17 protein-coding genes, 1 tRNA gene and 3 rRNA genes are annotated in these 24905 nt (G+C 40.4%); 17 read left to right on the top strand and 4 right to left on the bottom strand.

What is annotated here, in order from left to right:
* Positions 1-29: 29 nt before the first annotated feature.
* The 3 genes from E4O07_RS07520 to E4O07_RS07510 are packed head-to-tail and all read right to left on the bottom strand — an operon-like array spanning position 30 to position 3528.
* Positions 30-2075, bottom strand: coding sequence for an NAD(P)(+) transhydrogenase (Re/Si-specific) subunit beta (locus E4O07_RS07520; protein WP_253684843.1), 2046 nt, complete (start codon positions 2073-2075; stop codon positions 30-32).
* A complete protein-coding gene (locus tag E4O07_RS07515; protein WP_253684842.1) occupies positions 2072-2374 on the bottom strand; it encodes an NAD(P) transhydrogenase subunit alpha part 2 in 303 nt (100 codons plus the stop codon). The genes E4O07_RS07520 and E4O07_RS07515 overlap by 4 nt, the downstream gene beginning before the upstream one ends.
* On the bottom strand, positions 2371-3528 hold the full coding sequence (locus E4O07_RS07510; protein ID WP_253684841.1) for an NAD(P) transhydrogenase subunit alpha: 1158 nt from the start codon (positions 3526-3528) through the stop codon (positions 2371-2373). The genes E4O07_RS07515 and E4O07_RS07510 overlap by 4 nt, the downstream gene beginning before the upstream one ends.
* 229 nt (positions 3529-3757) lie before the next feature.
* Here E4O07_RS07510 and E4O07_RS07505 point away from each other — a divergent pair, with 229 nt between their 5' ends.
* From E4O07_RS07505 to E4O07_RS07480, 6 genes are all read left to right on the top strand, one after another.
* Positions 3758-4171: a hypothetical protein gene (locus E4O07_RS07505; protein WP_253684840.1), complete on the top strand. Its 414-nt coding sequence runs from the start codon at positions 3758-3760 to the stop codon at positions 4169-4171.
* 485 nt (positions 4172-4656) lie between these two features.
* Positions 4657-6201, top strand: a 16S ribosomal RNA gene (locus tag E4O07_RS07500).
* A 122-nt stretch (positions 6202-6323) separates the two neighbouring features.
* Positions 6324-6397: transfer RNA gene (locus E4O07_RS07495), tRNA-Ala, on the top strand.
* Between the two features lie 187 nt (positions 6398-6584).
* Positions 6585-9541: ribosomal RNA gene (locus E4O07_RS07490) — 23S ribosomal RNA — on the top strand.
* A 106-nt stretch (positions 9542-9647) separates the two neighbouring features.
* Positions 9648-9759: ribosomal RNA gene (gene rrf / locus E4O07_RS07485) — 5S ribosomal RNA — on the top strand.
* Together the 16S, 23S and 5S rRNA genes with 1 tRNA gene alongside form the textbook arrangement of a ribosomal RNA operon.
* An 87-nt stretch (positions 9760-9846) precedes the next feature.
* On the top strand, positions 9847-12387 hold the full coding sequence (locus tag E4O07_RS07480; RefSeq protein WP_253684839.1) for a DUF2339 domain-containing protein: 2541 nt from the start codon (positions 9847-9849) through the stop codon (positions 12385-12387).
* Positions 12388-12427: 40 nt separating this feature from the next.
* Here the strand turns inward: E4O07_RS07480 and E4O07_RS07475 are convergent, their stop codons facing one another.
* On the bottom strand, positions 12428-14476 hold the full coding sequence (locus tag E4O07_RS07475; protein WP_253684838.1) for a prolyl oligopeptidase family serine peptidase: 2049 nt from the start codon (positions 14474-14476) through the stop codon (positions 12428-12430).
* A 193-nt stretch (positions 14477-14669) separates the two neighbouring features.
* Between E4O07_RS07475 and mraZ the strand changes: the two genes are divergently transcribed.
* From mraZ to dprA, 11 genes are read left to right on the top strand one after another with little or no spacing between them, the layout of a single operon-like run.
* Positions 14670-15104, top strand: coding sequence for a division/cell wall cluster transcriptional repressor MraZ (gene mraZ, locus E4O07_RS07470; protein ID WP_253688128.1), 435 nt, complete (start codon positions 14670-14672; stop codon positions 15102-15104).
* Between the two features lie 5 nt (positions 15105-15109).
* Positions 15110-16057 carry a 16S rRNA (cytosine(1402)-N(4))-methyltransferase RsmH gene (rsmH, locus tag E4O07_RS07465; protein WP_253684837.1) on the top strand — a complete coding sequence of 316 codons (948 nt, stop codon included), beginning with the start codon at positions 15110-15112 and terminating at the stop codon, positions 16055-16057.
* Position 16058: 1 nt separating this feature from the next.
* Positions 16059-16343 (top strand): FtsB/FtsL family cell division protein, encoded by a 285-nt coding sequence (locus E4O07_RS07460; protein ID WP_253684836.1) that lies wholly within the window; start codon positions 16059-16061, stop codon positions 16341-16343.
* Positions 16336-17766 carry a UDP-N-acetylmuramoyl-tripeptide--D-alanyl-D-alanine ligase gene (gene murF, locus E4O07_RS07455; RefSeq protein WP_253684835.1) on the top strand — a complete coding sequence of 477 codons (1431 nt, stop codon included), beginning with the start codon at positions 16336-16338 and terminating at the stop codon, positions 17764-17766. Before E4O07_RS07460 ends, murF begins: the two co-directional genes overlap by 8 nt.
* Complete coding sequence (gene ftsW / locus E4O07_RS07450) at positions 17767-18900, top strand: putative lipid II flippase FtsW (protein ID WP_253684834.1); 1134 nt, start codon at positions 17767-17769, stop codon at positions 18898-18900.
* Positions 18901-19758, top strand: a complete 858-nt coding sequence (locus tag E4O07_RS07445) for a cell division protein FtsQ/DivIB (RefSeq protein ID WP_253684833.1) — start codon at positions 18901-18903, stop codon at positions 19756-19758.
* Complete coding sequence (gene ftsA / locus E4O07_RS07440; protein ID WP_253684832.1) at positions 19751-20995, top strand: cell division protein FtsA; 1245 nt, start codon at positions 19751-19753, stop codon at positions 20993-20995. Before E4O07_RS07445 ends, ftsA begins: the two co-directional genes overlap by 8 nt.
* 25 nt (positions 20996-21020) lie before the next feature.
* Positions 21021-22304, top strand: a complete 1284-nt coding sequence (gene ftsZ / locus E4O07_RS07435; RefSeq protein ID WP_253684831.1) for a cell division protein FtsZ — start codon at positions 21021-21023, stop codon at positions 22302-22304.
* 13 nt (positions 22305-22317) lie between these two features.
* Positions 22318-23232 carry a site-specific tyrosine recombinase gene (locus E4O07_RS07430; RefSeq protein ID WP_253688127.1) on the top strand — a complete coding sequence of 305 codons (915 nt, stop codon included), beginning with the start codon at positions 22318-22320 and terminating at the stop codon, positions 23230-23232.
* Positions 23229-23951, top strand: a complete 723-nt coding sequence (locus tag E4O07_RS07425) for a tetratricopeptide repeat protein (RefSeq protein ID WP_253684830.1) — start codon at positions 23229-23231, stop codon at positions 23949-23951. The genes E4O07_RS07430 and E4O07_RS07425 overlap by 4 nt, the downstream gene beginning before the upstream one ends.
* Before the next feature lie 4 nt (positions 23952-23955).
* The gene (gene dprA / locus E4O07_RS07420; RefSeq protein ID WP_253684829.1) at positions 23956-24888 is read left to right on the top strand and encodes a DNA-processing protein DprA; all 933 of its coding nucleotides are present in this window, start codon (positions 23956-23958) and stop codon (positions 24886-24888) included.
* Positions 24889-24905 lie beyond the last annotated feature (17 nt).

The following is a 24905-nucleotide window of genomic DNA, read 5'->3' as shown; positions in this document are numbered from 1 at the left end:
AAAAAGGGGCTTTTTAAGGCCCCTTTAATTTATAGGTTTTCCAATATCCTGTTTAAACTGTCCTTTGCATCGCCTAAGAGCATCATGGTGTTGGGATTAGGCTCATACAAGGGGTTTGGCACTCCTGCATAGCCGGGCTGGAGGTCGAAGTTACAGATTATGAGCTTTTTAGCCTTTTCTGCAGCCAAAACAGGCATTCCGTATATGGGTGTTCCTTCCGCCGTATTCGCGGCAGGGTTTACAACATCGCTTGCTCCGATTATAATAGCTAAATCCGTCTTGTCGAAGTCCGGGTTTATGGTTTCCATTTCGTAGAGCTTATCATATGGAATGTCAACCTCGCACAAAAGCACGTTCATGTGGCCGGGCATTCTTCCTGCAACGGGATGAATGGCGAACCGCACATTTTTTCCCATTGATTCGAGCTTATCTGCCAGCTGTTTTACCAAGCCTTGGGCCTGTGAAAGAGCCATGCCGTAGCCGGGGATAACTATGATTTCCCTTGCTTCGCTGAACCAAGGGCCGATTTGAGCTTCAGCCGGTTGGTTACCGCTTGCAGCCTCACCCGTGTTACCGCCTCCTGTACTGACTGATGCTCCGCCGCTTGCACTCTTAGTTCTAAGAGAGTCGAGCATGGTGTTTATGCTTTCCTTTGCATCGCCTAAAAGCATCATGGTGTTGGGATTAGGCTCATACAAGGGGTTGGGAACTCCCGCATAGCCGGGCTGGAGGTCGAAGTTGCAGATTATGAGCTTTTTAGCCTTTTCTGCAGCCAAGACAGGCATTCCGTAAATAGGAGTACCTTCCGCCGTATTTGCGGCAGGGTTTACTACGTCGCTTGCTCCGATTATGATAGCCAAATCCGTCTTGTCAAAATCGGGATTTATGGTTTCCATTTCGTAGAGCTTGTCGTAGGGGATGTCAACCTCGCAAAGGAGTACGTTCATGTGACCGGGCATTCTTCCTGCAACGGGATGAATGGCGAACCGCACGTTTTTCCCCATTGATTCGAGCTTATCTGCCAGCTGTTTTACCAAGCCTTGGGCCTGTGAAAGGGCCATTCCGTAGCCGGGAATAAAGATTATTTCCTTAGCATCGCTAAACCATGCAGGCAGTTGAGATTTATCTGCATGGCCTGTTGCAGTAATCTCTTTTTGAGCGTGCTTTGCTTCTTCCGCTTTCGGGCCTTGCTTCTCTTCTGCTTCTTTTGAGGATGCCTTCTCCGGTTTTTCGGTATTTGCAGGCTTTGCCGGTTTAGCTGGGGAAGCTGCCTTGCTGAAAAGAATTGAAGCAAGACTTCTATTCATTGCCCTGCACATAATCTGGGTAAGCAAGAGCCCCGAAGCTCCGACTATGCCTCCGACCGAAACCAAGAGAATATCTCCAATTGCCATACCGGCAATTGAGGCGGCAACACCCGATGTGGAATTTAAAAGAGAAATCGTAATCGGCATGTCCGCTCCGCCTACGCGTATTGCAAAGAAAATGCCGAAAAGAAGGCTTATAACAAGTCCTGCAATCGAAATGCTCATCATCAGCTCAGGCTTAATAGGAAGAAGAACAATAAAGATAATCATTCCTAAAAAGCTTACAGTAGTCAAAGCTTGGTGAGCCGGTAAAACCGTCGGCTTTTGAGGCAGCATCTTGTGAAGCTTTCCTGCGGCAATCAAGCTGCCTGAAAAGGTTAGGGCTCCTACAGCCAAGGCTATTCCGCCCGTAACTATAACAAAAACTCCCGCATTAGGATTTACTGCTGCTAAGGTTAAGAGGGCTGCAACAGCCGAAGCTGCTCCTCCTAAGCCGTTAAGTAAGGCTACTGTTTGGGGCATGGTAATCATCTTAACCTTAAATGTTAAAATAATCCCAATCGCAGTTCCTATTGCAAGCCCCGCCCACATCATTCCGGCAGAAAAAATTTGATATTTATAAAGAGTTACGCATACGGCCGCCAGCATACAAAGGGCGCTTAAGCGGTTTCCCTTAACTGCAGACTTTACCTTACTCATCATGTTAATTCCTAAAAGAACCCCGATGCTGAGTACTCCGCAAATAATATAATAAAGCGTGTCCGTCATTTTGTTTCCTCTTTAGATTCGTTGCCTGTTTTAAACATTTTAAGCATTCTGTCTGTAAGACCGAAGCCTGCAACTACATTTATTGTAGCACAAATGATTCCTATGCAGCCGAAAATCTTACTTCCTGTTGCAATTGCTGCTGCCGTAGCTGTCATGGTCGCCAAGATAGTAATGCCGGACAAGGCATTCATACCCGACATAAGCGGGGTATGTAAAAGGCTTGGTACGTTCTTGATCAGTTTGTAGCCTATAAGGGTGGTTACAACAAAGACAAGAACCAGTATCAATTCCAGACTCATATACCCATGGCCTCCCTGGCGCCCTTATGAACGATTTCGCCGTCAATAGTGGTAAGAATACCCTTGACGATATCGTCGTTTCGGTCAAGCTCGATTTTTCCGTCCTTGATAAGATAGCGGGTGAGGTTGCAGATGTTTTGGGCAAACATCCATGTAGAGCTTGAAGGAAGAAGTCCCGGTATATTTTTAATACCTACAAGGTGTACATTATGTTTTTTAAGAACTTCGCCCGGAGGTGTCAACTCGCAGTTTCCGCCTTGGTCGATCGAAATATCAACGATTACAGAGCCCGGTTTCATGGTTTTTACCATTTCTTCTGTAACAATAACAGGTGCTAATTTTCCCGGAACAAGGGCTGAAAGGAAGATTATGTCCATGTCCTTAATGTGGGAGCTGAGCATCTTTCTTTCGTTTTCTAATGTTTCTTTTTTAAGATGAAGGGCATAACCGCCTTCACCGATTGCTTCTTCTTCGGGAACACCTAAGTCGATTATCTTGGCTCCCAAAGACTGAGCCTGTTCACGGGCTGCAGGACGGATATCGGCTGCGTATGTTACGGCTCCGAGTCTTTTGGCAGTTGCGAGAGCCTGTAAGCCGCCTACGCCTGTTCCAACGATTAAAACGTTCATGGGTTTAATCATACCGACAGCACAGAAAATTTGAGGGATAAAGCGCGGCAAGAGGTTTGCAGCAATTAAAATTCCTTTGTAACCTGCACAGGTACTCATCGAAGTAAGAGCATCCATGTTTTGTGCTCTCGAAATTCGCGGAACACCGTCTAGGGTTAAAGAAATAACGCCTTGTTTTGCCATATTTTTAACCATCTCGTGGTTAACCGGAGCTGCAGGGTGAATGAAAGTGATAAGATACTGTCCTTTGTGCATCATATCGATTTCGTGACAGCCCATTGCATCATTATAAAGGGGTTCTTTTACCTTTAAAATTATTTCCGAATCGGAAAAAAGTTTTTTTACATCCGAAACAATTTCCGCTCCGGCCTTTTCGTATTCCGGATCATGGAAATAGGCGCCTTCACCGGCCCCTTTTTCTACCAAAACCTTGTGCCCATCTTTAACCAGAAGCTCGCATGTTTCCGGGGTAGCGGCAACACGGTCTTCTCCATGCATGATTTCCTTAGGAATACCAATAATCATAAAATCCTCCTATAGAGCGCAGTTTTTATATATACTGAACTCTTAATTTAATGTCGATTATACCATAGTAATGCCTTACCGTCAAGTTTTTTTGTGCAGCAGAATTCCTAATACTTTCGGTGTTCAAATTATTATTTAATAAGCTCTTATATATTTTTATTTATTATGATAGAATCAAATTGACAACAAATGTAAGAAATTTGTTTATAAATCTTAAGGAGAAATTAAAATGATTAAAAAGGTAAGTCTTTTTGTTTTGATGCTGTGTTTTTTATTTTTTTCTGCTTGTACAAAAGAGAATGGAAAGAGTGAGTTCAAAAAGTACAAAACTATGGCAGAGGCCTTGAATAAGCAGTGCCCTACAAAGATAGGGGATGATATTCAGCTTGATTCAGTAGAATATATTGAAAGCACTCATACTCTTCAATATGTTTACTCGTTTATAGGGATGGCTAAGGAAGATAATAGTGCCGAGACTTGGAGTTTGATTGAGGCTGCAACAAAGGAAGCTCTGAGTACCCAATTTAAAGGTCAAACCAATGTTGAGCAGTTTAGAAAGGACAAACTGAATATGAATTTTGTTTATAGGGACAAGAATCAGGAAAGTCTTTTTACGGTAATTTTAAAACCCGGAGAGTATTAAAATTTATTAGAATTTTATAAAAACCTTATAAAAAGTACTTGACAAAAGTTACGGAATGGGCTATATTCGCTCTCACCGTCGGTTACGGCGGTGAGCTTAGAAAACTGTAGAAAATACTAGAAAAGTTTTGAAGGTCTTACTCTTTGAATGAAGGTAAGGCTCTTTATTTTTGCAAGGTAAGAAACTTGCAGAAAGGTTAAAAAAAGTTAAAAAAACTTTTAAAAAGCTCTTGACAAAAAGTGAGAAAATAATGTATACTCCTTTTTGCTCGCTAAACAACTTTCACAAGTTGCCGGCGAATGATATTTGAAACTAAGAGGGAAGGGAAAGAACAAAAATAGCCAAAGCGTAAAGCTTTTGGTAAGGAAAGTATCAAAAATAACCGGTAAAGGCTAGCTGATTAGCTTTTACCAAATTCCTTAACATGTTAAGGACAAACTTACGTTAAGAAATCAACCGCTCTTTAAGGGCGGATTGAAATAATAATGATGGAGAGTTTGATCCTGGCTCAGAACGAACGCTGGCGGCGCGTCTTAAGCATGCAAGTCGAACGGTAAGGGAGAGCTTGCTCTCCCCTAGAGTGGCGGACTGGTGAGTAACGCGTGGGTGACCTGCCCTGAAGATGGGGATAGCTAGTAGAAATATTAGATAATACCGAATGTGCTCATTTACATAAAGGTAAATGAGGAAAGGAGCTACGGCTCCGCTTCAGGATGGGCCCGCGTCCCATTAGCTAGTTGGTGAGGTAAAGGCCCACCAAGGCAACGATGGGTATCCGGCCTGAGAGGGTGAACGGACACATTGGGACTGAGATACGGCCCAAACTCCTACGGGAGGCAGCAGCTAAGAATCTTCCGCAATGGACGAAAGTCTGACGGAGCGACGCCGTGTGAATGAAGAAGGCCGAAAGGTTGTAAAATTCTTTTGCAGATGAAGAATAAACACAGGAGGGAATGCCTGTGAGATGACGGTAGTCATGCGAATAAGCCCCGGCTAATTACGTGCCAGCAGCCGCGGTAACACGTAAGGGGCGAGCGTTGTTCGGAATTATTGGGCGTAAAGGGTATGTAGGCGGTTAGGTAAGCCCGGTGTGAAATCTACGAGCTCAACTCGTAAACTGCATTGGGTACTGCTTGACTTGAATCACGGAGGGGAAACCGGAATTCCAAGTGTAGGGGTGGAATCTGTAGATATTTGGAAGAACACCGGTGGCGAAGGCGGGTTTCTGGCCGATGATTGACGCTGATATACGAAGGTGCGGGGAGCAAACAGGATTAGATACCCTGGTAGTCCGCACAGTAAACGATGTACACTAGGTGTCGGGGCAAGAGCTTCGGTGCCGGCGCAAACGCATTAAGTGTACCGCCTGGGAAGTATGCCCGCAAGGGTGAAACTCAAAGGAATTGACGGGGGCCCACACAAGCGGTGGAGCATGTGGTTTAATTCGATGATACGCGAGAAACCTTACCTGGGTTTGACATCAAGAGCAATGACATAGAGATATGGCAGCGTAGCAATACGGCTCTTGACAGGTGCTGCATGGCTGTCGTCAGCTCGTGCCGTGAGGTGTTGGGTTAAGTCCCGCAACGAGCGCAACCCCTACTGCCAGTTACTAACAGGTAAAGCTGAGGACTCTGGCGGAACTGCCGATGACAAATCGGAGGAAGGTGGGGATGACGTCAAGTCATCATGGCCCTTACGTCCAGGGCTACACACGTGCTACAATGGTTGCTACAAATCGAAGCGACACCGCGAGGTCAAGCAAAACGCAAAAAAGCAATCGTAGTCCGGATTGAAGTCTGAAACTCGACTTCATGAAGTTGGAATCGCTAGTAATCGCACATCAGCACGGTGCGGTGAATACGTTCCTGGGCCTTGTACACACCGCCCGTCACACCATCCGAGTCGAGGGTACCCGAAGTCGCTAGTCTAACCCGTAAGGGAGGACGGTGCCGAAGGTACGTTTGGTAAGGAGGGTGAAGTCGTAACAAGGTAGCCGTACCGGAAGGTGCGGCTGGATCACCTCCTTTCTATGAGAAAGGGTATTTGAAGGTTGTTTTTAACCTTCTATCAGTCTTGAAGTACACAAGACAATTTGATACTTCCTTTTCGTTCTTTCCTGAAACTCTTTTTTATATAAATAAGCAACTGAGGGGATATAGCTCAGCTGGCTAGAGCGGCGGCTTTGCAAGCCGTAGGTCAGGGGTTCGAATCCCCTTATCTCCATAAAATACCTTGTTTAACGACAAGGTTTTTATTCGCCCAATCATCAAGAAAAGGCGAACAGATATTTGACATAACTAGGGAAGGGAACGAAGGCGTTTAAAAGTTTTAAGACTTTTAGGCGTAAAAGAAAAATAAAAAAATACAAAACTTCTTTTTGAAAAGAGTAAGAAAGAAGGGACAATAATATGGTCAAGCGAATATAGGTTTATGGCGAATGCCTATGGAGCTAAGAGGCGAAGAAGGCCGTGGTAAGCTGCGAAAAGTTCCGTGTAGGAGCACACATCCTGTGATACGGAAATAGCCGAATGGGGTAACCCGTCAGTAGTGATACTGACATTACACTCTTGAATAAAATAGAGAGGTAAAGCGATACTGAGTGAACTGAACCATCTAAGTAACTCAAGGAAAAGAAATCAAGTAAGAGATTCCGAAAGTAGCGGCGAGCGAAATTGGAGGAGCCTAAACCCTTTTGAGGGAGTTGTAGGGCTGCATCGGCGTAGGACCGACAAGTTACAAATTCGATTTATAGCAGAAAGGTTTTGGGAAAGCCTGGCGAAGAGGGTGAAACCCCCGTAAGCGAAATAAATCGGACTTGTTGATGCAGTACCTGAGTACGGCGGGGCACGAGAAACCCTGTCGGAAACCGGGTCGACCACGATCCAAGGCTAAATACTACTTAGCTACCGATAGTGAACAAGTACCGTGAGGGAAAGGTGAAAAGAACCCCAGTAAGGGGAGTGAAATAGAACCTGAAACCGTAAACCAACAAGATGTTACAGCCCTTTAAGGGTGGTAGCGTGCCTTTTGTAGAATGAGCCTGCGAGTTACGATATGCAGCGAGGTTAAGGAATAGAAGTTCCGGAGCCTAAGGGAAACCGAGTCTTAATAGGGCGAATAGTTGCATGTCGTAGACCCGAAGCCGGAGTGATCTAGTCATGAGCAGGTTGAAGCAGCGGTAAAACGCTGTGGAGGACCGAACTATAATCTGTTAAAAAAGGTATGGATGACTTGTGACTAGGAGTGAAAGGCTAATCAAACCCGGAAATAGCTGGTTCTCCCCGAAATGCCTTTAGGGACAGCCTCATACAAAATTATCGGAGGTAAAGCACTAGTTGGACTAGGGGGCGTCAAAGCCTACCAAACCCAGTTAAACTCTGAATGCCGATAATCAACGTATGGGAGTGAGACTGCGTGCGCTAAGGTTCGTAGTCAAAAGGGAAACAGCCCAGACCGTCAGCTAAGGTCCCCAAATACTGCTTGAGTGTGAAATGAAGTGTGGATACAAAGACAGCCAGGAGGTTGGCTTAGAAGCAGCAATTCCTTTAAAGAGTGCGTAACAGCTCACTGGTCGAGTGTCCATGCGCAGATAATGTAACGGGGCTAAGCAGTATACCGAAGCTACGGGTCTTACGCGATTAATGCGTAAGGCGGTAGGGGAGCATTCCATTAACTGAAGAAGGAATACCCGCGAGGGATTCTGGAGGAGATGGAAGAGAGAATGCAGGTATAAGTAACGAAAAGGGAGGTGAGATCCCTCCCCGCCGAAAATCTAAGGTTTCCTGGGTAAAGGTAATCTCCCCAGGGTAAGTCGGCCCCTAAGGCGAGGACGAAGGTCGTAGTCGATGGGAAATCGGTTCATATTCCGATACCTTTTATAATTTCGATGGCAGGACGCATGAGGTGAAACCCGGCCGGCTAACGGATGCCGGTCAAAGTAAGCGAGCCGTTAAAAAGGATGATAGGCAAATCCGTCGTCCAAGGTAAGCTGCGACAGCGAGGGACACTACGGTGGAACGAAGCGGGCGTAATCAAGGTGCCGGGAAATACTGTCTAAGGCTAGGTTATAAAAGACCGTACCGTAAACCGACACAGGTAGATGGGATGAGAAATCTAAGGCGCTCGAGAGAACTCGCGTTAAGGAATTCGGCAAAATGCACACGTAACTTCGGAAAAAGTGTGACCTCCTTTTATAAAAAGTGGAGGTGGCAGAAAGCAGGCCCAGGCGACTGTTTATCAAAAACACAGCCATCTGCGAACCAGCAATGGGACGTATAGGTGGTGACACCTGCCCGGTGCCGGAAGGTTAAGAGGAGAGGTTAGCAGCAATGTGAAGCTTTGAATTGAAGCCCCGGTAAACGGCGGCCGTAACTATAACGGTCCTAAGGTAGCGAAATTCCTTGTCGGGTAAGTTCCGACCCGCACGAATGGTGTAACGATTCTGGGCACTGTCTCAACGCGAGACTCGGTGAAATTTATATACCGGTAAAGAAGCCGGTTACCCATAGTTAGACGGAAAGACCCCGTGAACCTTCACCGCAACTTATTATTGGGACTTGGTTTATCATGTGTAGAATAGGTGGGAGGCTATGAAGCTTGACCGTTAGGTTGGGTGGAGCCGAAATGTGAAATACCACCCTTGATAAATCAGGTTTCTAACCGCTGTCCGTGAAACCGGAAGCGGGACAGTGATAGGCAGGCGGTTTGACTGGGGCGGTCGCCTCCTAAAGAGTAACGGAGGTGCGCGAAGGTCTCCTCACGCCGGTTGGAAATCGGCGCAGCGAGTGTAAAGGCACAAGGAGGCTTAACTGCGAGAGTGACAGCTCAAGCAGATACGAAAGTAGGTCTTAATGATCTGGCGGTAGCGAGTGGAAGCGCCGTCACTTAACGGATAAAAGGTACTCCGGGGATAACAGGCTGATATTCCCCAAGAGTTCACATCGACGGGAATGTTTGGCACCTCGATGTCGGCTCATCGCATCCTGGGGCTGAAGCAGGTCCCAAGGGTTTGGCTGTTCGCCAATTAAAGCGGTACGTGAGCTGGGTTCAGAACGTCGCGAGACAGTTCGGTCCCTATCTGCTATGGGCGTTGGATACGTGAGAGGAGCTGTTTTTAGTACGAGAGGACCGAAATGGACGAACCTCTGGTGTACCGGTTATCCTGCCAAGGGTAATTGCCGGGTAGCTAAGTTCGGAAGGGATAACCGCTGAAGGCATCTAAGTGGGAAGCCCGCCTCAAGACTACGTATCCCTGAGGGTTTAACCCTCCTAAAGACTCCTTGCACACTACAAGGTTGATAGGTTGGAGGTCTAAGCACAGTAATGTGTTAAGCCGACCAATACTAATAAGTCGTGAGGCTTGACCATATTATTGTTTCTTTTTTCATTAATGAGATATGATTTTCTTCTTCGTTCTCATCTTTAGTACACTTAAAGCTATTAATGTTTTAAGTCCTTATTTTGTTTATTATTGCCAGGTGGCCATAGTGGAGAGGTAATACCCGTTCCCATCCCGAACACGGAAGTCAAGCTCTCTTACGCCGATGATACTGCTGATCAAGTGGGAAAGTAGGATGCTGCCTGGCTTTTTTTTTGTTCCTTTCTTTTTAATTCATTCTTGCATTATTTTAAAAAAAATGATAGTATCTAGCTCTTTAAGACGGAGTTAGGTTATGGTATTAGTTGTTCTTATTGCAATTGCCCTTATATTATATATTATTATATTTCCTATCAAAAATGCTTTTCAAATAAAAGAGCAAAAAGAAGAGATTATTCGTTTAAAAAGTAAGATTTCGGATTTGGAATTTAAATTTCGTTCCTTCGATAATGTTTCTCCTGAGACTGAGGAGCAGAATCCTATCAATGAAGAGATTAAAGCTGTAAATACTGAGCCGGAATCCGGAGCATGGATTAAGGCCGCTGAAGCCTCACAAGAGGAAGAAGATGCAACTTATTCTTTTATAAAAGAATCCTGCGAAGGTTCGGCAAAAGCAGAAATTAAAGAAAAACATTCTGCCATTTCTCTGTATATCAAAAAATTTTTTTCTATCGAATCCATTATCAGTAAGCTGGGAATTATCCTGCTTTTGATCGGGGTGGGCTTTATCTTTAAATTAAGCTATGACAAGGGATATATAACCCAAGAAGTTGCTTTGATTATAGGCGGTTTGATCGGCGTGGCTCTTTGCTTTTTCGGGTTTAGAAGCTCGGCAAAATCCCGCCTTCTTTTAAGTCAGGTTCTATTCGGGGGCGGTATAGCCGTTTTTTATATTACGGCCTACGCAGCCTATTTAAGGTACGGCCTTTTAGGCGATTTTTCTGCCTTTATATTTTTGAGTTTGATTACAGCCCTTTCTTACACTCTTTCGATTATGACGGCTTCTTCATCGATATCTATAATCGGCTTGCTCGGTGCTCTCATAATACCCTTTGCCGTAGATTTGGGCTTTTTGGGCTTGACAGGCTTCGGGCTCTATGTACTTGCCGTTTCTGTGCTTTCATCGACTGTTTACTTTTTTAAACGATGGAGACTCTTACAGTTTACCTCCTTAATTTCATTTTTAGGAATTTTAACCCGTCTTTTACTTATCACGCCTTTAAATGTAGAGGATGTGGTTTTGTTTTTCGGCCTTATTCTTTTGTTGATGGCCGTGCACACCATTCCCGATCTTTATTTTTATTTAAAGGATGATGAAAAGAAAAAAGATAAAATTTTGTCGCCCGCTCTTGCGGTTTTAAATTTGGGCTTTTCCTTATTTTTAACCTATAAACTTTCGGTTTATAAATTTGCACCTCAAAGTACTGCCTACCTTATTTTTTCTTTTTTCTATATAGTTTTAGCTTATCTTGCCTTCAGAAAAAAAAGAATGGATAACTTGGGACTTATTTACCTTGCAGGAGTCCTGATTTCTCTTTATGTAACGGTGGTAGATAGATTTACCTATGATGTTCAGCCGGTTCTTATACTCAGCATAGCTTTTTTAGGATTTTGGCTTTTCCGCAAGCGCGAAGAAACTAAGGTGTTTGTCTTGCTGCATATTCTTTTTGGAACGGCTTATATGATGGCTATAGCCTCTCTTTTAAAAGACGGTGGTCGTCTGAGCGCTTTAAGATTTTTACTTGAAGGAAGTTTTTATCTTGTTCCGATGGCGCTATCTATCTTTGTTCAAAAAGAAAAATTTAAAAGGGCTTATCAGGGTTTTGTTTTTCAAGCTTATGCCCTTATATTTTTGATTGCGGTCTTGTATAAGTTTGATATCAAAAGTACGGAATTTTTTGTTCAAGGTCTTATTCTTGCGCTAGTAGCTCTTTATAACCTTATGCATCATAAACTAAAAAAAGGGTGGTACTATGAAAGGGCAATAGATGCTGAAGTTTTTATTTTGTTTATCTTTTCTCTTGCTTACACTTTAAATTACTTTTTGGGATTAAACAGCTCTTATTTATTTCTTTTTTTGGGAATTGAAGCGGCTATGAGCTTTTCTCTTTATGCTCTTTCTTTAATAAAAGAAAAAACCGAAAATGCCCGATTTTTTTACAGGCTTTGCTTTTTTGTTTTTATGGTTAAGATTATGCTGGCCGATTTTTCGATTGCTGCAGAAGAATTTAGATACGGAATTTTACTTTCGGGGCTTTTTATTTTGGCTTTGGATAAATTTTATAAAAATAAAATAAGTAAGGATAAGATAACTTTAAACATAGGCAGGATATTTTTGATTGTCATTGCGTTTTTTTATTACGGATTTGTTTACAGCCGTATGCCTCACCAAGATACAGTCCTCATCAAAATTTGGAATGTAGATATTCTTTCGGTTGTGATAAATATTTTAAATGCACTTATTTTAATTGCGTTCTTTAAGATGTTAAAGCTGCCTCAAATCCTTTATTTTGCAGTTATCAGTCTTATCTTTGTTTTTTTGAGCTTTGTGGATATTTACCTTCCCATAAACAACGGCGGAGTCTTAACCCTTCTTTGGGCCTTTTATTCGATAGTTTCTTTTATTTATTATTTGCGGAAGGGAAGGGCCAAGATGGTTTATATTTCGCTTGGGCTGATAATTTTTGTCGCTGCAAAGCTGATTGTTGTCGACCTAAGCACCTTAAATATTTTATCGAAGGTGATTACTTCATTGGTTTTCGGCATAGCCCTTCTTTTATTGAGCTATGCAATTCAGCCCATGCTAAAAAAGTTTGGAAAACCGGAAGAAAATTAGAGAGCCTTAAAAGGTAATTTTTAAGGCTCTCATTACAGGTTTAAATTTTATGTCCTGTTTGTTTAAAGATGAAGGCGTAAATATCCGCTGTTTCTTCTATTATCTTTGCCGTGGGTTTCCCTGCTCCGTGACCTGCTTTTTCGGTTATGCGGATTAGTATCGGGTTTTCTCCCTTGTAGGTGTCTTGCAAGGCTTGGGCATACTTAAAGGAGTGTGCAGGAACAACCCTGTCGTCATGGTCTCCTGTACATACCATAATGGAAGGATAATCGATTCCTGCTTTCACGTTATGGAGGGGAGAGTAGGCGTAAAGGTACTCGAACATATCCTTACTGTCCTCGCTGCTTCCGTATTCATCGACCCAAGCCCAGCCTATGGTAAAATGCTGGTAGCGGAGCATATCCAAAACTCCAACCTGGGGAATTGCAACTGCAAAAAGATCTGGGCGCCGGTTTGTTACGGCTCCTATTAAAAGACCTCCGTTTGAACCGCCTTGAATTGCGAGCTTTTTATTTGAAGTATATTTTTGTTCTATCAAATATTCTCCTGCCGAAATAAAATCATCGAAGACATTTTGTTTTTTCATCTTTTTTCCGGCTGAGTGCCATTCTTCTCCGTATTCAAGACCGCCGCGTAAATTTACGCAGACAAAAATGCCTCCTTTTTCTAAAAAAGCCATTCGGGCAGGAGAAAAGGCTGGCGGGAGAGAAATAGCAAAGCCTCCGTAGCCGTACATAAGGGTAGGATTGTTTCCGTCGAGCTTAATGTCTTTTTTTGAAACAATGTGCATGGGAATCTTTGTTCCGTCCTTGCTCTTAAAAAAGACTTGTTCGCATTTAAACAGGTCCGTATCAATAGGGATAGCCGGAACAAAAAAATCTTTTAGGCTGTTTGTTTTTATATCGTACCTTATGATTTTGTTGGGAGTTGTATAAGAAGTAAAGTTGAAAAATATCAGATCTTCATTTTTTCGGGCTCCCGAAAAACCTATGCTTCCGTTTTTCGGAAGGTCAACCCTTGTTTTATTTTTTCCGTTTAGATCATGGATAAAGACCTCATCTTGAACATCCCGCAGATAAACCGTAAGCAGCTTTCCTCCGCAAAGGGCTGCACTCGATAAAAGACAGTCTTGTTCGGGAATAACTTCTTCGATATTTTTTTCATCTGCCGCATTTAGGGGTGTCTTGATTATGCGGTAAAGGGGGGATTTGTGATTTGTCAATAAATATAAGAATCGATTGTCCGTTTCAAGCGGCCACACATTATCGTTAAAATGCGTATTGTATTGTTTAAAGCTTTTTGGCAGACCCTCGCTTAAATCTGCAACAAAGAGCATGCTTCCCTCGTTTCCTACTTCAAAGGCCGTAACAAGGATGGTTTTCTCGTCTTCAGTTGTGCTTGCAGAAAAGGAGCGCAGGGGATGTTCCTTATCTTCAAATATGAGAATGTCTTCGCTTTCTTTTGTTCCAAGTTTGTGGTATTTTAGCTTTTGAAATTCATTTTTTTCGGTTAAGGCTTTGCCTTTATCCGGAGCATCATATGAGCTGTAAAAAAAGCCGTCCTTGTACCATGCGATATTGGAAAATTTGACCCAATGTATGTGTTCTTCTGTGCCGGTTTTCTTTTCGGCATCGAAGACAAAGATTTCTTCCCAGTCAGAGCCGCTTCCGGATACGGAGTAGGCCATGTATTTTCCGTCTTTGGAAAATGCTATATTCTTTAAGGCTATGGTTCCATCCGGGCTTAGAGTGTTCGGGTCAAAAAAAACTTCGGGAGAGCTTTCTGCCTTTTCCTGTCCCTTTTGCCGGTACATTATGCTTTGGTTTTGCAGGCCTTCAGTTCTAAAAAAGTAATAAAAGTCTCCTGCCTTAAAAAGACCGGAGCGCTTTTCGTAGTCCCAAATTTCTTCGAGGCGTTTTTTTAATTCTGCCCGAAAAGGAATTTTTGATAAAAATTCTTCCGTTTTCTTGTTTTCTTCTTTTACCCAGGCTATGACCTCCGGCGCGTTGTCGTCTTCAAGCCATCTATATGGATCTGCTACTATGGTTCCAAAGTAGTTATCGGAAACATTTGATTGTTTGTATTGCATAAAAATCTCCTAAATTCACTTTAAAATATTGGTAAATAATAGAAGAAAGTTTGTTTTTTTTCAAGTAGTTTAAAAAAAGACTAAAAAATCTAAAAAAAATGCACTTTTTTGATATAAACCGCTTGACATTCTAAATTTTTATGGTAAAATGGGTTTAAGTGGGAGAAAGTAGTAAAAAGTGGGTAATTTTGCAATGACCGGAGAATATAAGAATACTCTTGACGAAAAAGGAAGAATTATGTTCCCTGCAAAGATCCGTGCAGAATTACCCGACTCAAATTTGGTTATTACACGCGGTGTAGGCAACTGTCTTTGGATTTTTACTGCGGATAAGTGGAAAAAGTTTTCGGATGAAATCATGAAGAAAACTTCTTTGTTTAAAGCGCAATCCTTGCTTGTTATGAGGCGTTTAATTGCCCCTGCCCAAGAGCTTGAGATTGACAAGAACGGCCGTATATCTATCCCCCAGAGCCTTAGGGACTGCGCCGGGCTCGAAAAAGACTGCATTATTTTAGGTCTCGGTAAATGCTTTGAATTGTGGGACCTAAAGCAATATGAAAAATATTTAAAGGAGAGTGAGCCGGATTTTTCTGAAGCTGCCGAGGCTTTGGGGGAAATAGGTTTTTAAATTTTATGCAGCCAGTTCATACATCGGTCTTGCTTGAAGAATGTCTTGAGCTCTTAAAACCTGATGCTTCCCATAATCTTTTTGTAGACGGAACATTGGGAGAGGGCGGGCATACTGAAGCTTTTTTAAAAAGATATCCTCAACTTAATGCTGTAGGTGTTGATGCCGATGCTTCTATTCAAGAACGGGCAAAGGAAAGGCTGAAGCCCTTCGCTGAGCGTGTCCTGTTTCACTTAGGCTGGTCTGATGATTTTTTTAAAAATTACCCAAAAGACTCTGCTCCCCCCGATTTAATTCTTTTGGATCTGGGTATATCCATGTTCCACTATATAAAGTCGGGAAGGGGGTTTTCTTTTTCTTCGGCTGAACCCTTGGATATGCGGTTAAATCCTGACCTTAGTGTAAGCGCTGCGGATATTGTCAATTCTTATAATGAAAAAGATTTGGCGGATTTAATTTTTAATTACGGTGAAGAGCGTTACTCAAGGAAGATAGCTTCCCGAATACTTGAACAAAGAAAGGTTTCGAGTTTTACCAATGCAAAGGAACTGGCTGATTGTATTTATAAGGCTGTTCCTCAAAACTACAGGCACGGAAAGATTCATCCTGCGACAAAAACCTTTCAGGCTCTTAGGATTGCAGTCAATGGAGAGTTGGAAAGATTGCCCCGCCTTTTGGAGCTTGCTTTTTCTGTCCTTGCTCCTAATGGTAAGCTTGGTGTTATTACTTTTCATTCTCTTGAGGATAGAATTGTAAAGATGTATTTTAAAGACTTGGGGAAAAACTGTACCTGTCCTGAAAATATGCCGATATGTAAGTGCGGGGGCAAGCCTAGGGCTGAAGTTTTAACAAAAAAGGCTGTTAAGGCTTCTGATGAGGAAATAAGGCTGAATCCTCCGTCGAGAAGTGCCCGCCTTAGGGTTGTGCGTAAAATTGATTATCGGGAGAATTAAAATGAAAAAAATACTTGCTGTGGTCTTAACATTGTTTATTCCTCTTTTTTTATTTGCGGTGGTTTTACAATCTTCGCGTTATACAAGCATCGAAAAAGATTTGACTGACTATAATAAAGAGCAGTCTAAAATTATTGAGGAAAATAAAAAGAAGATTTCCGGTATTTCAATTTTATCTAAGCCTGAACGTATCGAAAGGATTGCTGTTGAAGAGTTAAAAATGAGGAAGGCTTTGTCGGCTGAAATTTTGAGGATTTCAATTTCAAAGGAGAATAAGGATGGATAGAGAAAAAGAGAACAAAGATTTAGATTATTCTCTTATGACCCTTGAGGAATTGCTTAGAAGCACCGATGGAAAGCTTGTTTATAAATCCGATTCCTCGAATGCGTTTTCGTCGGTAGTTATAGACAGCCGAAATGTAAAAGACAATTCTCTCTTTATTCCTTTACGCGGTGAAAAGCAGGATGGACATATTTATATAGAGTCTGCTTTAAAGAATGGTGCTAAATTTTTTGCCGTTGACTTTGAACATCTTAATGAAAATAAAACTGCATTGCTGTCCCTGTGCAAAATCTACAATGCTTCGTGTATTGCCGTAAATAATAATTTAAAAGCTCTACAGGATGCTGCAAGATATTATTTATCGAAATTTCCTAATCTTTATAAGATAGGTATTACGGGATCGAGCGGTAAAACAACTACAAAAGAAATTTTATCTTCGATATATTCTCAAAAATATAATACCGTTTCGACAAAGGGTAATTTAAATTCCGAAACTGGTTTGCCTCTTTCCGTTTTTGAGGTTCGTCCCGAACATGAGGCCGGTATATTCGAGCTCGGTATGAACCGCAGAGGTGAAATAGCCGAAATAGCAAGTGTTCTTTTACCAAACGCCGCTATAATTACAAATATAGGAACTGCCCATATCGGTATTCTCGGCACAAAACAGGCTATAGCTGAGGAAAAAAAAGAAATTTTTTCATATTTTAATGATGATGCTCTGGGCTTTATTCCTGATTGTGAGTTTAAGGAATTTTTAAAAAATGTTTCTCACGGTTCTGTTTTTACGGTTTCAGATAATGATTCTTCATTGGTTCAAAGGATTGAAGATGCCGGTGTATCAGGTTCTAAAATTTTTTATAAAGGAGAAGAAATTTTATTTCCATTACCCGGAGTTTATAATGTAAAAAATGCTCTTTTATGTATAGCCTTGGCGGAAAAGAAAGGTTTTTCGGCTAAGGAAATTAAATCGGGTTTAGAAGCCGTGCGGCCCCTGTTTGGTAGATCGCAGGTTTTGCACGGCTTTGTAACCTATTTTTTAGATTGCTATAATGCAAATCCCCATTCGATGAAAAGCTCAATAGAGTTTTGCGACTCTATAAATACCGAATATGCAAAACATTATGTCTTGGCTTCAATGCTTGAGCTCGGCGCAGAGTCAGAGTATGAACACAAAAAAATTATTGAAGCTGCTTTGAATTCCGATGCAGATAATTTATATTTTTTTGGAGATGATATTTTTTCCGCTTTTGAAGATTTAAAACTTTCCTCTTCAAAAAAAATATATAAGTTTAAAACAAATCAATTTGATGCCTTAAAAGAACGGCTTAAAGAAAATTTATCTAAAGATGATTTTGTTTTATTAAAGGGTTCAAGATCAATGGAGCTTGAAAGATTGGAATCTGTTTTAAAAGAGAGGGAGGTTTAAATGGTGAAACATATTATTGCAAAGAAAAATATTCACTCCGAAAAGTATGATTTTGTTTTTGCAATGTCTGTTCTTCTCCTTTTCGGTGTAGGCTTTGCAACCTTGTATTCAGGTTCTATTCATTATGCTCAACGTTTTTTTGATAATCATCTTTATTTTGTCAGTAAACAGATAAAGCATTTTATTGCAGGCATCATTGCCATGACCTTTTTTCTCTTTGTAGATTTTTCTACAATAAGAAAAATGCTTCCTTTTATTATGCTTGTAACTTTTATTTTTTGTCTGCTTCCTTTTATTCCCGGAATCGGAGAAGAAAGAAACGGTGCTTCCAGATGGGTAAATATTGCAGGTTTTATGTTTCAACCTTCGGAGCTTTTAAAACTTTCATTGATTTTATTCTTAGCCAATTTTTTCGACAAAAAAAACGGTAACTATGATCAGCCTTTAGTTTCGATTATTACGCCTTTTATAATAATATCCGTATTTGCTCTTTTGGTTTATTTGGAAAATGATTTTTCTTCTTCAATGTTTATATTTTTTATCGGCGGCTTAATGTTCTTCATAGCGGGTGTGCCGATATTGTGGTTTATTAAAGGTTTTTTAAGTTTTGCTCCAATCTTTGTTTTAATGATTATAACAAAAGAATATAGAATGGAAAGAGTTTTGTCGTTTTTGGATCCTTCAAGAAGTCCTTTAGATTCAAGTTTTCAAATACAGGCCGCCCTTAATGCTTTAACAAGCGGAGGCGTTTGGGGACAAGGATTGGGTAACGGATTACGTAAAATAGCAAGCGTACCTGAAATATATTCCGATTTTATATTTGTAGTTTGGGCTGAAGAAATGGGATTTATCGGTGTAGTGTTTTATATTGCCTTGCTTGCCTTTTTTGCAATTTTCGGATATAGAATAGCTTTTGGTTGTAAGAGCAGATTCGGTGCTTATGTTTCTTTTGGAGCTGTAAGCTGCATCGTATCTCAATCTCTTTTAAATTGTGCTGTTGTTTCAAAACTGCTTCCTGCAACCGGAATACCGCTTCCTTTTTTTTCATCGGGCGGTTCATCATTGGTAGTTACGTTTTCTTTATGCGGGCTAATTTTAAATGCATCAGGATATGTAAATAAAAAGGAGAAATAGATGGCTGATATTTTGTATACTTGGAAAAAAGATGAATATTTGAATGATGCATATGTTAAAGAGAAGGCTATTAATGATAATAAATCATCAAAGCTTAAATCGGCGGCAATTAGATTTCTTATTATCAGTTTTGTTTTGCTTTTATTGGGTGAAGCTGTCTATTATGCAATAATTTTGCCCTATAGTTCTATAGCGGCAATAAATATTTCCGGTTGTTCCGATTTAAGTTCTATAGAAGTAAAAAAACTCGCAGGAATCGGCAATAATACCAAATGGCTCTCGGTAAATTCTTCCGAGGTTTCTAAAAAACTTGTATCATATCCCGGAATTGCATCGGCTACCGTAGAAAAAAAATTCCCCGATAAGGTTTTAATTAAGATAGTTGAAAGAAAGGCTGTTGCCTTGGCTTTTACGGAAGTTGAAGGAAGAACAGTTCCAATGGAAATTGACGGCTATGGTGTTGTTTTTAGGATAGGTTCTCCTATAATTCAATCAAATTTGCCGATTATTACGGGACTAACATTTAAAAATCCTCGTGAAGGAATGCAGATTAACGAAAAACTTTCTCAGCTTTTTGTTCAATTGGATATTTTACAAAAAAAACATCCTGTTTTATTAAATGAAATATCCGAAATAAAAATTCAGCCTAAAAAATATGGAGGTTATGATTTGATTCTTTATCCTGTAAAAAGCAGATTATCGGTTATAACCAATAAATTTTTGACTGAAGAATCTTTACAATATATGATTCTTATTCTTGATGTACTTAAGGATATAAATTTAGAAAAAAATATTGTTGGAATTGATCTGCGTGGTGCTAATGCCGTTTATATAAAAAGAGAGGCTAAAGATGAGTGATGATATAATCGTAGGTTTGGATATCGGTAGTAAAAACATTCGCGTTGTTGTTGCCGAAAAAAATGAAGAAGGTCATTTACAGATTACGGGTATCGGTATGAGTGAATCGACAGGTATGCATAGGGGTATTATCACTAATATAGAGAATACCGTTCAGGGTATAAATAAGGCTGTCGATGAAGCTGAGGTTATGTCCGGTATAGATATTTTTAATTGCACCGTCGGATTGGGCGGAGTTCACATAGAGGGAATTAATTCTAGAGGAGTTTTCCCTATAAGAGATAAGGGTAAAAATAATAAGGAAATTGACCGCTCCGATATAGATGCCGTAATTAATTCTGCACAGGCTGTTGAGTTCACAGGAGACAGAGAAATAATTCATGTGGTTCCTCAGTCCTATACGGTAGACAAGCAGCGTGGAATTAAAGATCCGTTAAATATGATAGGTACCAGACTTGAAGCCGAGGTTCATTTAATAACAGGTGTAGCTACATCTATGAAAAATATACCCAACTGTGTTCAAAGAGCTAATTTAAATATAGACGGTTTAATGCATAACGGTTTGGCAGATGTAAGAGCTGTTATGACAAATGATGAACAAGAGCTTGGTTCTATTTTAATAGATATTGGAGCGGGTACTACCGACATAGTTGTTATGCAAAACGGAGGGCCTGTAATTACGGCCTCCTTACCTGTCGGAGGAATACAGGTTACCAACGATCTTGCAATAGTAAAAAGTATTCCCTTTGATATGGCAGAAAAAATAAAAATATCAAGCGGATGTTGTTGGATGCCCTTTGTTGAACATGATGAACAGGTTTTGATTCCGGCTTTTGGAGGAAGAGGACCTGAAGAAATTTATAGAAGTGAGATCTGCGAAATATTGCAAGCCCGCATGGCTGAAATTTTTGTAATGGTAAAAAATAAGGTGGATAGTCTTATGCAAGGTTCCCGCCTCGGCGGTTCTGTTGTAATATGCGGAGGCGGAGCCTTGTTAAACGGCACAACGGAATTAGCGGATGAAATATTCGGTATGCAATCTGCCAGACTTGGAATTCCTTCAACTATAGGAGGAGTTGTAGGGCAATATAGAAGCCCGGAGTTCGCTACAGTTTTGGGATTAATATTGCATAGATTGGATGATCAAAATAAGTTAGGGTTGGTTTCAAGTTCAAGAAAAGAAAATTCGGGACTTGTTTTTTCAAAAATAAAAAATTTTATAAAAGAACTATTTTAAAATTGCATACGGGAGGGTTATTGGTATGTTATATGAAGTAATGGAAGACAAGGTAAATGATGAAGTTGTTGATGCAGGTACTCCGGCTATAATCAAGGTTATAGGTGCAGGAGGAGGCGGTTCAAATGCCGTAAACAGGATGATGTCCAGCAGTATGAGGTACGTTGACTTTATAGTTGCAAATACCGACTTGCAGGCTTTAAGTCATTCAAATGCTCCATTAAAATTACCTATAGGAACAAAGATCACTAAGGGGTTGGGTTCAGGAGGAGATCCCGGAATCGGGGAGCAGGCTGCTATCGAAGATCGCGAAATAATTGCAAATGCAATCAAAGATGCGGATATGCTTTTTATAACGGCAGGTATGGGCGGAGGTACAGGTACCGGTTCAGCTCCCGTTATTGCCGAAATTGCCAAAGAACAAGGAATATTAACTGTTGCAGTAGTTACAAAACCTTTTGCATTTGAAGGCCGTAAAAGAATGAGTCTTGCAGAGGAAGGAATTAAGAAATTAAGAGAATCCGTAGACACAGTAATTACTATTCCGAATCAACACTTATTAAACATGGTAGATCCTTCAACACCTGTTGTGGAAGCTTTTAAAAAGGCTGATGATGTTTTGCGTCAGGCTGTTCAAGGCATCTCCGATTTAATTTATCAGCATGGAGAAATTAATGTTGATTTAGCGGATGTAAAGGCTGTAATGAAGGAGCAGGGTAATGCTCATATGGGTGTAGGTATAGGTGAAGGACAAAATAGGGCGGTGGATGCGGCAACAAATGCACTTAACAATCCTTTACTTGAAGAAGCCAGGGTTGAAGGTGCCAAAAAGCTTTTGGTAAATATTTGCGGAAGCGAAAAACTAACCATGCATGAGCTTGAAGAAATCATGAATATAATTAATGCCGGAGCTGATCCTGATGTTGCTACTTTTTTCGGTACAACCATAGATCCTTCTGTAGAAAACAAAGTTGTTGTTACTCTGATTGCAACTGGTTTTAGATCAAACGATAAGTTTCCTATTGATGATGCAGCATCTAACCGTAAGCCTATTCGTGACAATGCAGAAAACTTGGTCTTCACAGATGATTCTTTTATGACATCTAGGGAGTGGACTAAGGTAAATAAAACAACGCCTCCTACTCTTTCAGGACTTGGATTAAGAAATAGAAGTGAGAGCGCTTCCGAAAAAAACTATGAAGAGATCTATGTTGCAGAAAGAAAGCCTTCTTTTAGTTCTATTGTTCCGCCGATGGAAAGTGATTTGGAAACTCCTGCATATTATAGGAATCAAAATATTTTAAGATAAGGGGGAAAATAAACTGACAAAGATACAGCTTAGGGCTTTTTACGGATTTTTAATTTCAGCAGAATCTCATTCTAAGACAACAGCTCAAACTTATATTAATACTTTGCAATTATTTCAAGAGTATATGTCCGATGCCTTAATTGAAAATGCGTCTGAAGTCGACTGTATTAATTTTATTTTGCATAGATCCGAATCCGGAATTATGGCTAAAACCATAGCCAAGGATATTGCAGCTCTTAATTCCTTTTTTCGATTTTTGATTATTGAAGGAGTTAGAAAAGATAATCCGAGTGAAGGTATTGAAAGACCTAAAAGAGAAAAAACCTTACCCAGAGTTTTATCTCCCGATGAGGTCGACAGTCTTTTTGCTGCAATTCCTTTGGATTCGCCTAATAATATTAGAGACAGGGCTCTATTTGAGCTTATTTATTCGGCAGGTCTTAGAGTAAGTGAAATTGTTAATTTAAAACTGGAAGATATTTTTTATGATGAAGATTTAATTAAGGTTACGGGAAAAGGCAACAAAGAAAGAATTGTTCCTTTTGGAAGGGCTGCAAAGTATTGGTTGAAACAATATATACTTGAAGCCCGTACCGAATTAGTAAAGCCTAAACATCCTGAAAATACTTTGACTTCCGGTTCCGTATTTTTAAATAACAGGGGAGCTGTTTTAACCAGAAAGGGAATTTGGAAAAGAATAAATGAACTTTCGAATTTTTCCGGTATTGAAACAAAGGTACATACTTTAAGGCATTCTTATGCCACTCACTTGCTTGCCGGAGGGGCTGATTTGAGATCCGTACAATGTCTTTTGGGGCATTCCGATATTTCTACCACTCAAGTTTATACGCATATCGAGGATAAATCTTTGCAAATGTATCATAATAAATTTTTTGATACTAAAAAGTTAGAAAGAGGTATAAAATGAAAAAAAGTTTTTTTCTTGTAATAATTACTTTGTTGTTAATTCTTATATTGGTAGGCTGTAATAAGGTTACAAGTATCCGCAGACTGCAGGAGCTGGAAGAGGGAGTAAGTAATCCGAATACGGAGGCCGAATTAAAGGATGCCATAAAGAAGTATGAAAAAAGAGTTGACGATATAATTATTGCAGAAGGAAGAATAGGCATTTGGTATAAAATACTCGGATCAAGATATATGGATCAAAAAATGTATAAAAAAGCATTAAAGGCTTTTCAAACAGCTTTAGAGTACTATCCCGAGAATCAAAATTTATTTTATCAAGCCGGGCTTGCTGCAAGTTTAACGGCAAAGAATTCTTTGGATTTTGAATTGACGGGAACCGATATAGAGAAAAAAAGATATTTTTCTCTTGCCGTTTCCGCCTATACCCGTGCACTTGAAATAGATCCTAAACATTCAAAAGCTGTTTATGCTTTGTCGGTATTGTATATATTCGAATTAAACAGACCTGCAGATGCGATTCCCATTTTAGAAAAAATTGCCGAGTGGGAAAAGAAGCCTATAGATCATTTATTTTTACTCGGTGCTGCTTATTATATGACGGGTGAAAATGAAAAAGCTATTGCAGTTTATGAGCGCATTATCGAAATTTCAAGCAGTGCAGAAAAAAAAGCAAAGGCGGAAACTAATATTAGGGAGATTAGGAGCTCGGGAGGAAAATAAAAGAATGAATATATCCGAAAAAGAAAGATTGTATATAGGATTATCTCATTGTTATTTTCTTAAAGGAAAAGAAAAACTTCTTCTTTCCGAAAAGCTTGACTCCTTATCTTCTCTTGTATCGCTTTCGATAAAAGATATTTCCGAAATTATCGGCCGGCAAGTAAGACCTAAAAAATGGGATAAGGATTTACTTAATTCTCTTACGGATTCAAGTATAAAAATTATGAATTCATATGATGTGAGAATGCTTTATTTCTATGATTCAGGATTCCCTCCGCAGCTTAGAGAAATTCCCGATCATCCATTTACGGTTTTTTATCGCGGAAATCTTCTGTCTCCCGAACAGCCCATGCTTGCAATGGTAGGAACCAGACGGCCTACGGGAGAAGGAATTGCGCAAGCCTTAAATTTGGGAAAAGAAGCCGGCGAAAAAAATATTCCTGTAGTGTCTGGATTAGCCTTCGGTATAGATGCTTTTTCTCACAGGGGCTGTCTTGAAGGTATGGGAAAAACTGTAGCTGTTTTGGCTTGCGGGCCTGAAATGATTTATCCCCGCTCAAATAAAAAACTTGCTGCAAGTATTTTAGAATCGGACGGCTGTATTTTAAGTGAATATGCTCCGGGAACAGAGCCCCTTTCTTACCGTTTTCCCGAACGCAATAGAATTATTTCGGGGCTTTCGCGTTCCGTTTTAATTGTTGAAGCTCCGAAAAAATCGGGGGCTCTTATTACCGCAGATTTTGCCTTAGAGCAGGGCAGGGATGTTTATGTATGTGAGCCTATTTTACATTCTTTACAAAATGAGGGGTGTCTTAGTCTTTACGAACAAGGTGCCTTTGCTATAAAATGTATAGATGATATTATGCATGATTGGCAATATCCTACAGAAAGTCATTTAAAAAAAGATCAGCAAAATATGCTGTTTACCAATTTATAGATTATGAGGTGTTGATT

This window comes from Treponema sp. OMZ 798 (assembly GCF_024181385.1).
Classification (GTDB): Bacteria; Spirochaetota; Spirochaetia; order Treponematales; family Treponemataceae; genus Treponema_B.
Note: the sequence above shows the minus strand (reverse complement) of the source record. Positions and strands in the feature narration are given on the sequence as shown.